The organism is Streptomyces sp. NRRL F-5123 (genome assembly GCF_000721495.1).
Classification (GTDB): domain Bacteria; phylum Actinomycetota; class Actinomycetes; order Streptomycetales; family Streptomycetaceae; genus Actinacidiphila.
On sequence record NZ_JOHY01000043.1, the window covers coordinates 16,838 to 29,999 of the forward strand.

The following is a 13,162-nucleotide window of genomic DNA, read 5'->3' on the forward strand; positions in this document are numbered from 1 at the left end:
TTGCGGAGGGCGGCACGCGTTTCGGCTGCGATGCCCTGCCGGGCGAGCGCTTTCCGCTGTCGCGGAGGGTGAGCGTTTTTCAGGGGCGCGTGGGGGCATCTCCCAGGCGAAGCTCTGGGGGAGAACAGCGAGCCCCCACCGGGGCGCGGGGCGTCACCGGCCCGAAGGGGCGGTTCGGTCCTCCACCAGAGCTCCGCCTGGGAGGTGCCCCCAGGACCACCGGCCGGTGGGGGCTGGTCGCGCAGTTCTCCCCCAGAGCTCCGCCTGGGAGGTACCCCCACGCGCCCCTGAAAGCGGTCGCCCGGCAGGGCAACCGCAGCCCGAAAACGCGTGCCCGGCAGGGAAGGCGCAGCCTGGCAAACGCTCGCCCCGCGCGGTAGCGCAGGACGCTCGCCCGGCGCGGCAGCGCGAGACGCTCGCCCGGCGGGGCGGGGAAAGGGCGCGGGGCCGACGGGCGTCACCCGTAAGGGTGGTTCGGGGGGCGGGGTCCCGCGGGGAAAGGGTCCCGCGCAAGGGCCTGCTCTTGCGCGGGCTGGCATGCTGGACCGCGTCACACATCGCGCTCAACTCAAGGAGCGAAAGGCCGCGTGAGTCGCACCTCGGAGCCCTTCGGCGGGCAGCTGCACGCCGTGCACGTGCTGGGCACGGCGGCGGGGGCAGGTGCCGGCGCGCACGTCAGCTCGCTCGTGGGCGGGCTGGTCGCGCGCGGGGTGGAGGTCACGGTGTGCGGGCCGGCGGCCGCGGAGGCGGACTACGGGTTCGGCGGGACGGGCGCGCGGTTCGTGCCCGTCGACCTGGGCGCGCGCCGGGCGCGCGCGGACGCGCCGGTGGTCGGGGCGCTGCGCGCCGCCTTCCACGGCGCGGGCGTGGTGCACGCGCACGGCCTGTGGGCGGGATTCCTCGCCGCGGTCGCGCTCGGCGGGCGGCGCGTCCCGCTGGTGGTGACGTGGCACGGCGGTGCCCCTGCGGAGGGCGGCCGCGGGGTGGTGCTGCGCTGGCTGGAGCGCCGGGCACTGCGTACGGCCACCGTGGTCCTCGGGGTGTCCTCGGAGCTGGTGGACCGCGCCCGCGCGCTCGGCGCGAAGGACGCGCGCTTCGCACCCGCCGCGGTGCCGCGCCCGGCGGGCAGGCCGCCGCGCCCGCCGGAGGAGGGGGAGCGGTTGCGGCAGAAGACCCGCGCCGACCACGGCGCCGTGGACCGTCCGCTGCTGCTCGCTGTCGGCATGCTGGAGCCGCAGCAGGGCTACGACCTGCTGCTGGACGCGGCCGGGCTGTGGGCGGGGGAGGACCCGGCGCCGCTCGTGGCGATCGCCGGCGAGGGCGCCCGGCGCGCGGAGCTGGAGCGGCGGATCGGGGCGGAGCGGCTGCCGGTCGTGTTGCTCGGCCGGCGCGACGACGTACCGGACCTGCTGGCCGCCGCCGACCTCGTGGTGCTGCCCAGCCGCTGGGAGGCCCGCCCGCTGATGGCGCAGGAGGCCCTGCACGCCGGTGTGCCGCTGGTGGCCACCGACGTGGGCGGGACGCGCGAGCTGGTCGGTGACGCGGCCGTCCTCGTGCCGTACGGCGACCCGCTCGGCCTGGCCCGCGCGGTCGCCGACCTGATGGCCGACCCGGCCCGCCGTACCGCCCTGTCCGTGGCGGGCCGCGCTCAGGCGGCGACCTGGCCCTCCGAGGACGACACGGTGGCCCAGGTGCTCAGCGTCTACGACGAGCTGACCCAGCGGGCATGAGCCCGCGGGCCCGCCGTAAGCGGTTCCGCACCGCGCGTAGAGACGGCGCGGATCCGCTCAGGCGCGGAAGGCGCCGACCGCCGTGAGCCGCAGCGCGGTGTCGATGAGCGGCACATGGCTGAAGGCCTGCGGGAAGTTGCCGACCTGGCGCTGGCGGCGCGGGTCCCACTCCTCGGCGAGCAGCCCCAGGTCGTTGCGCAGCGACAGCAGCTTCTCGAACAGCCGCCGCGCCTCCTCGACCCGGCCGATCATCGCGAGGTCGTCGGCGAGCCAGAAGGAGCAGGCGAGGAAGGCGCCCTCGTCGCCGGGCAGGCCGTCGAGGTTGTCGTCGCCGCTGGTGTCGGTGCTGGAGGTGGGGTAGCGCAGCACGAAGCCGTCCGAGGTGGACAGCTCGCGCTGGATCGCCTCGATCGTGCCGATGACCCGCTTGTCGTCCGGCGGCAGGAAGCCCATCTGCGGGATGAGCAGCAGCGAGGCGTCCAGCTCCTTGGAGCCGTAGGACTGCGTGAAGGTGTTGCGCTCCTTGTCGTACCCCTTCTCGCACACGTCGTAGTGGATCTCGTCGCGCAGGTCCTTGAGCCGCTCCAGCGGTCCGTCGACCTCGCCGGACTCGATGAGCTTGACCGTGCGGTCGACCGCGACCCAGGCCATGACCTTGGAGTGCACGAAGTGCCGGCGCGGGCCGCGCACCTCCCAGATGCCCTCGTCGGGCTCGTTCCAGTGCTTCTCCAGGTAGCGGATGAGCTTGAGCTGGAGCACGCTCGCGTAGTCGTTGCGGGCCAGGCCGGTCATGTGGCCCAGGTGCAGCGCCTCGGTGACCTCGCCGTAGACGTCCAGCTGGAGCTGGTGCGCGGCGCCGTTGCCGATCCGGACGGGGGTGGAGCCCTCGTAGCCCGGCAGCCAGTGCAGCTCGTTCTCGCCCAGCTCGCGCTCGCCCGCGATGCCGTACATGATCTGCAGGTTCTCCGGGTCACCGGCGACCGCCCGCAGCAGCCACTCGCGCCAGGCCTGCGCCTCCTCGCGGTAGCCGGTGCGCAGCAGCGAGGACAGGGTGATCGCGGCGTCCCGCAGCCAGGTGAAGCGGTAGTCCCAGTTGCGGACCCCGCCGATGTCCTCCGGCAGCGACGTCGTCGGGGCGGCCACGATCCCGCCGGTGGGGCCGTACGTGAGTGCCTTGAGCGTGATGAGCGACCGGACCACCGCCTCGCGGTAGGGCCCGGTGTACGTACACTGCGCGACCCACTCGCGCCAGAAGTCCTCGGTCGCGGCGAGCGAGCCCTCCGGGTCCGGCAGCGCCGGCTGCGGCTTGTGGGAGGGCTCCCAGCTGACGGCGAAGGCGATGCGGTCGCCGGGGCCGACGGAGAACTCCGAGTACGTCGTCAGGTCCTTGCCGTACGTGTCGACCTCGGCGTCGTACCAGACCGAGTCGGGCCCGGCCACCGCCACCGTGCGGTCGCCGACCTTGTGCACCCACGGCACCACCTGGCCGTACGCGAAGCGCATGCGCAGCGCCGAGGACATCGGGACGCGGCCGCTGACACCCTCCACGATCCGGATCACCTGGGGCGCGCCGTCGCGCGGCGGCATGAAGTCGATCACCCGGACCGTGCCGCGCGGGGTGTCCCACTCGGACTCCAGTACGAGTGAGTCGCCGCGGTAGCGGCGGCGTGTCGCCGGCGGCGGCGGGGTGCCGTGATGGGCGGGGCCCAACCGCCAGAAGCCGTGTTCGTCGGTGCCCAGCAGCCCGGCGAAGACGGCCGGAGAGTCGAAGCGCGGCAGGCACAGCCAGTCGACCGTGCCGTCGCGGCAGACCAGTGCGGCGGTCTGCATGTCTCCGATGAGTGCGTAATCCTCGATACGCCCGGCCACGTGCTTCTCCAGTCGAAACGACACCGCCGCCCCACGGACGGGGGCGGTCTTGCGGTCTGGGGATATTCGACGAGCTCTTGATCCGGGAGCGGGCGGGATGATGCCGTGTGCCGGCCGGCTCGCACAGGTGCGTCCGTGCAGAATACGTCGTCGCGGGGTGCCGGTGTGCGTCTCCGTCGATCTTCTGTGGGCCGCACGGGTGCAGTAGGGGGCGCACTCCGGCATATGCGCAGGCGAACGGCCACATGGCCGGGGTGTGGCGGTTGTGTGGCCGAGGTGTGCCGGTGGTCCGGCCAGACCCCGGCGGTGGTCTGGCCGGGGGGCAACGGTGGTCCGGTGCGGTCGTATACGGTTCCGGCGCCGGCCGGGCGCCGCTCCGGTGGGGCAACGGTGACCCGCGCGGCGGCCGCTCCGGCGCCACGTCCGAGGGGCAACGGTGACCCGTCGGGGTGCCGTGCACCGTCGCTGCCCTGCACCGCTGATACCCTGGTAGCCCGTGGGCCGGTGGGCTGAACCACTGAACCGCCCGACGGCGCTCCGCGAGCGAGCACCGTCCCGACCTCACCTCGCGACCACGGGAGCCCCCTTTGGCTATTGCGCCGAAATCCACGATGACCAAGCACATCTTCGTCACCGGCGGTGTGGCCTCCTCACTCGGCAAGGGGCTCACGGCGTCGAGTCTCGGCGCACTGCTGAAGGCGCGGGGCCTGCGGGTCACGATGCAGAAGCTCGACCCGTACCTGAACGTCGACCCCGGCACCATGAACCCGTTCCAGCACGGTGAGGTCTTCGTCACCGACGACGGGGCCGAGACCGACCTCGACATCGGCCACTACGAGCGCTTCCTCGACGTCAACCTCGCCGGCTCGGCCAACGTCACGACCGGCCAGGTCTACTCCACCGTGATCGCCAAGGAGCGGCGCGGCGAGTACCTGGGTGACACCGTCCAGGTCATCCCGCACATCACCAACGAGATCAAGTCCCGCATCCGGCGTATGGCCACCGACGACGTCGACGTGGTGATCACCGAGGTCGGCGGCACCGTCGGCGACATCGAGTCGCTGCCCTTCCTGGAGTCCGTGCGCCAGGTCCGGCACGAGGTCGGCCGCGACAACGTCTTCGTCGTGCACATCTCGCTGCTGCCCTACATCGGCCCGTCCGGCGAGCTGAAGACCAAGCCCACCCAGCACTCGGTGGCCGCGCTGCGCAACATCGGCATCCAGCCCGACGCGATCGTGCTGCGCGCCGACCGCGAGGTGCCGACCGCGATCAAGCGCAAGGTCTCGCTCATGTGCGACGTCGACGAGGACGCGGTGGTGGCCGCGATCGACGCGCCCTCCATCTACGACATCCCCAAGGTGCTGCACACCGAGGGCCTGGACGCGTACGTCGTGCGCCGCCTCGACCTGCCCTTCCGCGACGTCGACTGGACGCAGTGGGACGACCTGCTGCGCCGCGTCCACGAGCCCGCGCACGAGGTCACGGTCGCGCTCGTCGGCAAGTACATCGACCTGCCCGACGCCTACCTGTCGGTGACCGAGGCGCTACGGGCCGGCGGCTTCGCCAACAACGCCAAGGTCAACATCAAGTGGGTGCTGTCCGACACCTGCAAGAGCCCGGCCGGCGCCGCCGAGCAGCTGCGCGACGCCGACGCGATCTGCGTGCCCGGCGGCTTCGGCGAGCGCGGCATCGAGGGCAAGGTCGCCGCGATCACCTACGCGCGGGAGAACCGCGTCCCGCTGCTCGGCCTGTGCCTGGGCCTGCAGTGCGTCGTCATCGAGGCGGCCCGCAACCTGATCGGCATCGCCGAGGCCAACTCCACCGAGTTCGACCCGGCCACCGCCCACCCGGTGATCTCCACCATGGCCGAGCAGCTCGACATCGTCGGCGGCAAGGGCGACCTGGGCGGCACCATGCGCCTGGGCACCTACCCCGCCAAGCTCGCCGAGGGCTCCATCGTCCGCGAGGTCTACGGCGACCAGCCGTACGTCGAGGAGCGCCACCGGCACCGCTACGAGGTCAACAACGCCTACCGCGCCGACCTGGAGAAGACCGCCGGCATCCTCTTCTCCGGCACCTCCCCGGACAACAAGCTCGTCGAGTACGTCGAATACCCGCGCGACGTCCACCCCTACCTGGTGGCGACCCAGGCGCACCCCGAGCTGAAGTCCCGCCCGACCCGGCCGCACCCGCTCTTCGCGGGCCTGGTCAAGGCGGCTGTCGCCCGCAAGGCCGGCTGACGCCGGTCCCCCCGCGTCACATCCCCCTTCCCGGAAGGCGCAGCATGCTCAAGGACACCCCGGAGGAATGGCAGGTCACGGCCACCGCCACGCCCTTCACCGGTAAGAAGACCAGCGTCCGCAGCGACCAGGTCGTCATGCCGGACGGCAGCACGGCGACCCGCGACTACCAGGTCCACCCCGGTTCGGTGGCCGTCCTCGCCCTCGACGACGACAACCGGGTGCTGGTGCTGCGCCAGTACCGGCACCCGGTACGCCACCGCCTCTGGGAGATCCCGGCAGGCCTGCTCGACGTCCCCGGCGAGAACCCCCTCCACGCGGCGCAGCGCGAGCTGTACGAGGAGGCGCACGTCAAGGCGGAGGAGTGGCACGTGCTTGCCGACGTCTACACGACGCCGGGCGGCTGCGACGAGGCCGTGCGCATCTTCCTCGCCCGGGGCGTCTCCGAGGCGGAGGGTGACCGCTTCGCGGTCTCCGAGGAGGAGGCGGACATGGAGCTCGCCCGCGTCCCGCTGGAGGAGCTTCTCGCCGGCGTCCTCGCGGGGGACCTCCACAACAACTGCCTCGTGGTCGGCGTCCTCGCGGCGCAGGCCGCGCTGTCCGCTCCCGCGGGCCTGGCGGGACTGCGCCCCGCCGACGCCCCGTGGCCGGCCCGCCCCTTCGAGGCCTGACCCTTCCGCGGGGCGCTGTTCCGCGGCCGCGGCCGCGCTGCGTTTTGCGCTGCCGCGCGGGCTGAGCGTTTTGCGCCGCCCGCGCCGGGCGAACGCTTCGGGCTGCGACCGCGCCGCGGGGCACCCCAGGGGGCGCGTGGGGGTACCTCCCAGGCGAAGCTCTGGGGGAGAACTGCGCGAGCAACCCGCCACCGGCCGGTGGTCCGGTACGAAACCGAACTGCCCCTTCGGGCCGGTGACGACCCGCGCCCCGGCGGGGGCTGGCCGCGCAGTTCTCCCCCAGAGCTCCGCCTGGGGGTACCCCCACGCGCCCCTGAAAACGCTCACCCCCCAGCGCCGGGCGCAGCCCGAGTGGCTTGCCCGGCGCGGGGGGCAAGACGTGTGCCCCGCGGTGCCGGGCGCAGCCCGTAGCGTTCGCCCGGCGCGGCGGCGCAAGACGTGTGCCCTCAGCGCCGGGCGCAGCCCGAGTGGCTTGCCCGGCGCGTTGGCGCAGGTCGCTCACCCCGCGGCGCGGTCGCAGCCCGAGTGGCTTGCCCGGCGCGGCAGCGCAAATCGCTCAACCCACGCGGCGGGGGCGGGCTCTGCCGGGCAGAGGGAAGACCCTGACACGACGCCCCCGGCGTCAACTACGCTCACGCCAAAGCTCACCCGCAGGGTAAGGAGTGGCCAGCGTGGACGACGGCACCCTCCCGCGGGGGCGCGGGGACGCCCAGGTCAGCCTCCTCCCACCGCCCCCGGCCGAGTTCGTCGGGCGCAAGCGCGAACTCGCGGAGCTCGTGGGGGAGATCGACCGCCCGGGACTGGGCGGCGAGCGCCCGGACGCGCCCCGCGTCCTGCTCGTCGCGGGCCGCCCCGGCACCGGCCGCACCGCACTCGCGCAGCGCCTCGCCGAGCAGGTCGCCGACCGCTACCCCGACGGGCAGTGGTTCGTACGGCTGACGGGCCCGGCGGGCGTGCCCGTGCCCGCGGAGCAGGCGGCCCGCGGGCTGCTGCGGGCGCTGGGCGCGGCCGAGGGCGCGGACCTGAGGGAGGCGACCGCGGGGCGGCGGCTGCTGCTCGTGCTGGACGACGTCGCCTCCGCGGACCAGCTCACCGCGCTGCTGCCGGCGAGCGTGGGGAGCCTGGTGGTGGCCACGTCGGGCGGGCCGCTGCCGGGGGTGCCCGACGTGCGCCCGTGCACGCTGGGCGGGCTGGACACGCCCGCCGCGGTCGAGCTGCTGGCGCGGGCGATCGGTGAGACCCGGGTGACGTGCGACCCGCGCGGCGCGGAGTCGCTCGTCCACGTACTGGCCGGCCACCCCACGGCCCTGCGGCTGACGGCGGCCTGGCTGGCCGCCCGCCCCGGCGTGTCGGTCGCCGACGCGGCCCTGCGGCTGCGGGACATCCCGCCGACCCCGCCCGGCGCGGTGTCCACGGCAGCCGGTGCGGCCGAGCGGAGGGCAACTGTCGTGCCCGGGGCACAGGGCGCGGCTTCCGCGGCCGCGAGGGGCGCTGCAGGCAACCCCCGCGGTGCGGGCTCGTCACCCGCGCAGACCACACCCGGCCTTCCGCGCGGCGCGGCCGAGCCGGGGGCACCCGCCGTGCCAGGCGCGCGCGAGGCGGGCGCCTCACCAGCGCGGGGCGTGCTCGGCACCCCGCCCGGGGCGGAGGGGCGGGCAGCTCTCCCCGCCGGCAGCGGCGCCGCCACCGCGGTGGCGCCCGGGGAGCTCGTGCGGGCGTTCCGGATGGTGTACGAGGGGCTGCCGGGGGTCGCGGCGCGGATGCTGCGGCTGCTGGTGCTGGCACCGGCGGGGGTGGTGGACGCGCAGGGGGCGTCCGCGCTCGCCGGGTGTCCGGTGGAGGTCGCGCAGGGGACGCTGGAGGACTTCGTACGCGGCGGGCTGCTCGCCGGCGGGGCGCAGCGGTACGCGGTGCCGGGGTGCCTGGAGGGGCTGCTCGGCGCGCTGCTGGCGGCGCGCGAGACGCCCGCGGACGTACGGCTGGCGCGGGCGCGGATGCTGGAGCGGACCGTACGGCTGCTGCTGTCGTGCCGGGCGGCGCTCGCGGGGGAGCCGCTGGACGAGGCGGTGCCCCGCGCGCAGCGCTTCGACTCGGCACCGGCGGCCGCCGGGTGGCTGGAGTCGCGGCTGCCGGCGCTGCTCGCGGCGGCGCGCTCGGCCGTGGCGGACGGCGAGCTGGACACGCTGGCGCGCCGTCTGGTCGCCGCGCTGGTACGGGCCCTCGCCGCCTTCCCGGGCGGCGACGCGATGGCCGCCGAGCGCTACGAGCTGCACACCCTCGTGCTGGGCGTCGCCGAGCGGCGCGGGCTGCGCCGGGAGCAGGCCGCCGCGCTCATCAACCTCGGGGACCTGGAGGCCCGCGCGGGCCGTACCGACCGCGCGCTGGACCGCTACCGGATCGCCCTGGACGCCGCCCGTGCCGCCGACGACCGGCAGGCCGAGGGCCGGGTCCTGGAAGCGCTCGGCGGCACGTACCTGGAGCGGCGCGACCCGGGCCGCGCGCTGGACTGGTACGGCCGCGCCCTCTCGCTGCGCCAGGGCACCGGCGAGCAGGCCGACCAGGCGCGGCTGCGCGGCCGCATCGCCACCCTGCTGGCGCACGGCGGCCGCTTCGGGCCCGCGCTGCGCGAGTGGCGCAAGGCGGCGGGGCTGCACAAGCGGCTCGGCGACCTGACCGGCCAGGTTCGCGCGCTCGCGGAGGCGGCGCGGGTGCAGGAGGCCGCCGGGCGCCCGGAGGACGCGATGCGCAGCTGCCGGGACGCCCTCTACTGGGCCCGGCAGGCGGGCGACCGGCGCCTGGAGGCGGCGCTGCTGCTGCGGCTGGCGGACCTGCTGGACAGGCTGGGCGACCCGGAGGGAGCCCGGCTCCAGCGGGAGAGCGTGCAGCGGATGTCCGAGCGGGCCGCGGGGGCGGAGGCCGGACCGCCCGCCGCGCCGGGGCCCTCCGCCGCGCCCGGTCCGGAAGCCGCACCGGCCCCGGTCACCGCGCCCGGTCCGGGAGCCGCGCCGGGGCCCTCCGCCGCGCCCGGTCCGCGAGCCGCACCGGCCCCGGTCACCGCGCCCGGTCCGGGAGCCGCACCGGCACCGGTCACCGCGTCCGGCACCGGCACCGCGTCCGGCACGGGCCTCGGCACCGCGCCCTCGCCCGGCGCCTCCGACGTCCCCGGCGGCCGGGACGTCGCGCGGCCGTGATCCCGCCGCAACGCCGGGGTGACGGGCTCATGATGCGATGTGCCCGTCTCCGATCAGGTGCGGCCGGTCGCCAGCCTACGAAAATGCCAATACTGCTCAGAAAATGAACCACTTTGTAAGGCTGGACAGCAGCTACTCCTTCACTAGACTGGGCCATGCCGCGCACAACGCGGTCAGGTCCGACGTGTCGTGCCAACCCGCACCATGTCAGGACAATCGCACCCAACCACCCCTGGGCAACCCTGAGCGCAAGGACCGTGATCGACGTGAAGGTGGGCATCCCCCGCGAGGTCAAGAACAACGAGTTCCGCGTGGCCATCACCCCGGCCGGCGTGCACGAGCTGGTGCGAGGCGGGCACCGGGTCGTCGTCGAGGAGGGTGCGGGCGCGGGCTCGTCCATCCCCGACGAGGAATTCGCGGCGGCCGGCGCGGCCGTCCTCGGCACCGCCGACGAGGTGTGGGCCGAAGCCGATCTGCTGCTCAAGGTGAAGGAGCCGGTCGCCGAGGAGTACCACCGGCTGCGCAAGGACCAGACGCTCTTCACCTACCTGCACCTCGCGGCCTCCCGGGCGTGCACGGACGCGCTGCTGGAGTCCGGCACCACCGCGATCGCGTACGAGACGGTCGAGACGCCGGACCGGCGGCTGCCGCTGCTCGCCCCGATGTCCGAGGTGGCGGGCCGGCTCGCCCCGCAGGTCGGCGCCTACCACCTGATGCGCTCGGCGGGCGGCCGCGGCGTGCTGCCCGGCGGAGTGCCCGGCGTGCAGTCCGGCCGCGCGGTCGTCATCGGCGCGGGCGTGTCCGGCTGGCACGCCACCACGATCGCGCTGGGCCTCGGCTTCCACGTCACGCTGCTCGACAAGGACGTGAACAAGCTGCGCGAGGCCGACAAGGTGTTCGGCAACCGCGTGCAGACCGTCGCGTCCAACGCGCTCGCGCTGGAACAGGCCGTGCTGGAGGCCGACCTGGTGGTCGGCGCCGTCCTCGTCCCGGGCGCCAAGGCGCCCAAGCTCGTCACCAACGAGCTGGTCTCGCGCATGAAGCAGGGCTCGGTCCTTGTCGACATCGCGATCGACCAGGGCGGCTGCTTCGAGGACTCGCGCCCCACCACGCACGCCGAGCCGACCTTCACCGTCCACGACTCGGTCTTCTACTGCGTCGCCAACATGCCCGGCGCGGTGCCCAACACCTCGACGTACGCGCTGACCAACGCCACGCTGCCGTACATCCTGGAGATCGCCGGCCGCGGCTGGCAGGAGGCGCTGCGCCGCGACCCGGCGCTCGCGCTGGGCCTCAACACCCATGAGGGGCAGGTCGTTTACGGTCCGGTGGCCGACGCGCACGGACTCGATCCGGTCGAACTGCGCACGCTGCTGGGCTGACGGGGCATCCGCCGGCACCGCGGACGTCCCGGAGCGCCAACTGTGCACCTACGGCCGGGTCTTGCACGCGCGAGACCCGGCCGTTCGTGTCGTCACGCCCTTGACAGAGGGGTGTTCGGTTGCCGACACATCGTGCCGTGTCCGGCGGATTGTGTTGCTGTGAACCACCGACACGCCATAGAGTCGCGAAACGTCGGCTGTAGTCACGCTGACCTGTTGAGAAGTTTCCTGGTCCCCAAGGAGGTAAGACGACTTGTGAATGAGTCGACATTTGCTCCCGGGAGTGGCCAACCAGCAATGACCGTCGGCTCCGTCGCCGTGCACACCTTCGAGTCACGCCGAGCCGAACCCACCGACCCACAAAGCGCGTACGCCATGGGCCCTTACGACGACAACGACGACCTGCAAGACGGTCAGTTCTACGACCCCGACGCCGAATACGAGCCCGACCCCGAGTACGCCGCGACGCTCGCGCCCGACGCCGCCCGCCAGCGCCGCGAGCGCGTCGGGCCGACCGGCCGGCCGCTGCCGTACTTCCCGATCCCCAACCCGCTCACCGACCACGGCCCGGCGAAGATCGTCGCGATGTGCAACCAGAAGGGCGGGGTCGGCAAGACCACCTCGACCATCAACCTGGGTGCCGCGCTCGCCGAGTACGGCCGCCGGGTGCTGCTCGTCGACTTCGACCCGCAGGGCGCGTTGTCCGTCGGCCTCGGGGTCAATCCGATGGAACTCGACATCACGGTCTACAACCTGCTGATGGAGCGCGGACTCGCGGCCGACGAGGTGCTGCTGAAGACCGCCGTGCCCGGCATGGACCTGCTGCCGAGCAACATCGACCTGTCGGCCGCCGAGGTGCAGCTGGTCAGCGAGGTCGCCCGCGAGTCGGCACTGGCGCGCGCCCTCAAGCCGCTGCTGCCCGACTACGACTACATCGTGATCGACTGCCAGCCCTCGCTGGGCCTGCTCACGGTCAACGCGCTCACCGCGGCGCACTCCGTGATCGTGCCGCTGGAATGCGAGTTCTTCGCGCTGCGCGGTGTCGCGCTGCTCACCGAGACGATCGAGAAGGTCCGCGAGCGGCTCAACCCCGAGCTGGAGCTGGACGGCATCCTCGCCACCATGTACGACTCGCGGACCGTGCACAGCCGCGAGGTGCTCGCGCGCGTCGTCGAGGCTTTCGACGACCACGTCTTCCACACCGTCATCGGCCGCACCGTGCGTTTCCCCGAGACCACCGTCGCGGGCGAGCCCATCACCACCTACGCCTCCAACTCCGTCGGCGCCGCCGCCTATCGCCAACTCGCCAGGGAGGTGCTCGCCCGGTGCCACGCCGAGTGACCCTGCCGGGCGCCGACGAGCTGTTCCGGACCACCGGGGGTGCGGCGCTCCAGGCCCCGCAGTCCCGGCAGCAGCCGCAGCAGCAGCACTCCGGGGGCGAAGCGCAGGGCGACACCCGGCAGCGTCCGGCCCAGGAGCAGACGGGCGGGGCGGCCGGCGGCGAACAGGACACGGCCGGCGAGGAGCGGGGCGGCAAGGACGCCCGCGACCCCGGCCACGGGCAGGGCCGCGACCGCGGTGACAGGGACCGGCAGGACCGGAACGGCCCCGGCGCCGTCGCCGAGCACGCCGGCCGGGACATTCCGGCCGGCCGCCGCCCGCTGGGCGCCACGAGCGGGCCGGGCACCGTCAACGGCACGGCCCCAGGGACCTCGCCCCAGGTGCCCGCCCAGCCCGGCGGCCCCGCCGGGGCCCAGCACCCGGCGCCGCCTCCCGTGCAGCAGGCGCCCGGCGCCCGCCGCAAGGCTCCGCGGCAGAACCGCCGCCCCAGCGGGCGCGAGCGGCACGACGAGAAGATCACCGTCTACGTGTCCGCCGAGGAACTGATGGACCTGGAGCACGCCCGGCTGGTGCTGCGCGGCGAGCACGGCCTGGCCATCGACCGCGGTCGGATCGTCCGCGAGGCCGTCGCCGTCGTGCTCGCGGACCTGGAGTCGCGCGGCGACGCCAGCATTCTCGTACGGCGGCTGCGCGGGCGCTGAGCCGCGCCGCGGCCGCTCCGGGGGGAGGTAACCTGCC

7 protein-coding genes and 1 pseudogene are annotated in these 13,162 nt (G+C 74.3%); 7 read left to right on the forward strand and 1 reads right to left on the reverse strand.

All coding sequences use genetic code 11. The features are described from left to right. Positions 1–587 precede the first annotated feature (587 nt). The gene (locus IH54_RS0127555; RefSeq protein ID WP_031521831.1) at positions 588–1,730 is read left to right on the forward strand and encodes a glycosyltransferase family 4 protein; all 1,143 of its coding nucleotides are present in this window, start codon (positions 588–590) and stop codon (positions 1,728–1,730) included. 57 nt (positions 1,731–1,787) lie between these two features. On the opposite strand, the gene IH54_RS0127560 is transcribed toward IH54_RS0127555, so the two are convergent. Further along, complete coding sequence (locus IH54_RS0127560) at positions 1,788–3,623, reverse strand: glycoside hydrolase family 15 protein (protein WP_199923473.1); 1,836 nt, start codon at positions 3,621–3,623, stop codon at positions 1,788–1,790. Between the two features lie 587 nt (positions 3,624–4,210). Here IH54_RS0127560 and IH54_RS0127565 point away from each other — a divergent pair. The 6 genes and pseudogenes from IH54_RS0127565 to IH54_RS0127590 all read left to right on the forward strand — a co-directional run bounded on the left by IH54_RS0127565 (position 4,211) and on the right by IH54_RS0127590 (position 13,125). After that, positions 4,211–5,839 (forward strand): CTP synthase, encoded by a 1,629-nt coding sequence (locus tag IH54_RS0127565; RefSeq protein ID WP_043182442.1) that lies wholly within the window; start codon positions 4,211–4,213, stop codon positions 5,837–5,839. Positions 5,840–5,883: 44 nt separating this feature from the next. After that, positions 5,884–6,510, forward strand: coding sequence for an NUDIX domain-containing protein (locus IH54_RS0127570; protein WP_031521839.1), 627 nt, complete (start codon positions 5,884–5,886; stop codon positions 6,508–6,510). Positions 6,511–7,181: 671 nt separating this feature from the next. Next, entirely contained in the window at positions 7,182–9,701 is a 2,520-nt protein-coding gene (locus IH54_RS0127575; protein ID WP_052397934.1) for a tetratricopeptide repeat protein, read from the forward strand. Between the two features lie 266 nt (positions 9,702–9,967). Beyond that, the gene (ald, locus tag IH54_RS0127580) at positions 9,968–11,083 is read left to right on the forward strand and encodes an alanine dehydrogenase (protein WP_078862577.1); all 1,116 of its coding nucleotides are present in this window, start codon (positions 9,968–9,970) and stop codon (positions 11,081–11,083) included. A gap of 411 nt (positions 11,084–11,494) precedes the next feature. Further along, positions 11,495–12,424, forward strand: a pseudogene (locus IH54_RS0127585) (ParA family protein); the annotation flags it as partial. Continuing rightward, positions 12,409–13,125 (forward strand): hypothetical protein, encoded by a 717-nt coding sequence (locus IH54_RS0127590; RefSeq protein ID WP_078862565.1) that lies wholly within the window; start codon positions 12,409–12,411, stop codon positions 13,123–13,125. The pseudogene IH54_RS0127585 and the gene IH54_RS0127590, both read left to right, overlap by 16 nt. Positions 13,126–13,162: the final 37 nt, after the last annotated feature.

Coding starts and splice junctions, on each gene's coding strand:
- IH54_RS0127565 (WP_043182442.1), top strand. CDS start 4,211: ATGACCAAGCACATCTTCGTCACCGGCGGTGTGGCCTCCTCACTCGGC.
- IH54_RS0127570 (WP_031521839.1), top strand. CDS start 5,884: ATGCTCAAGGACACCCCGGAGGAATGGCAGGTCACGGCCACCGCCACG.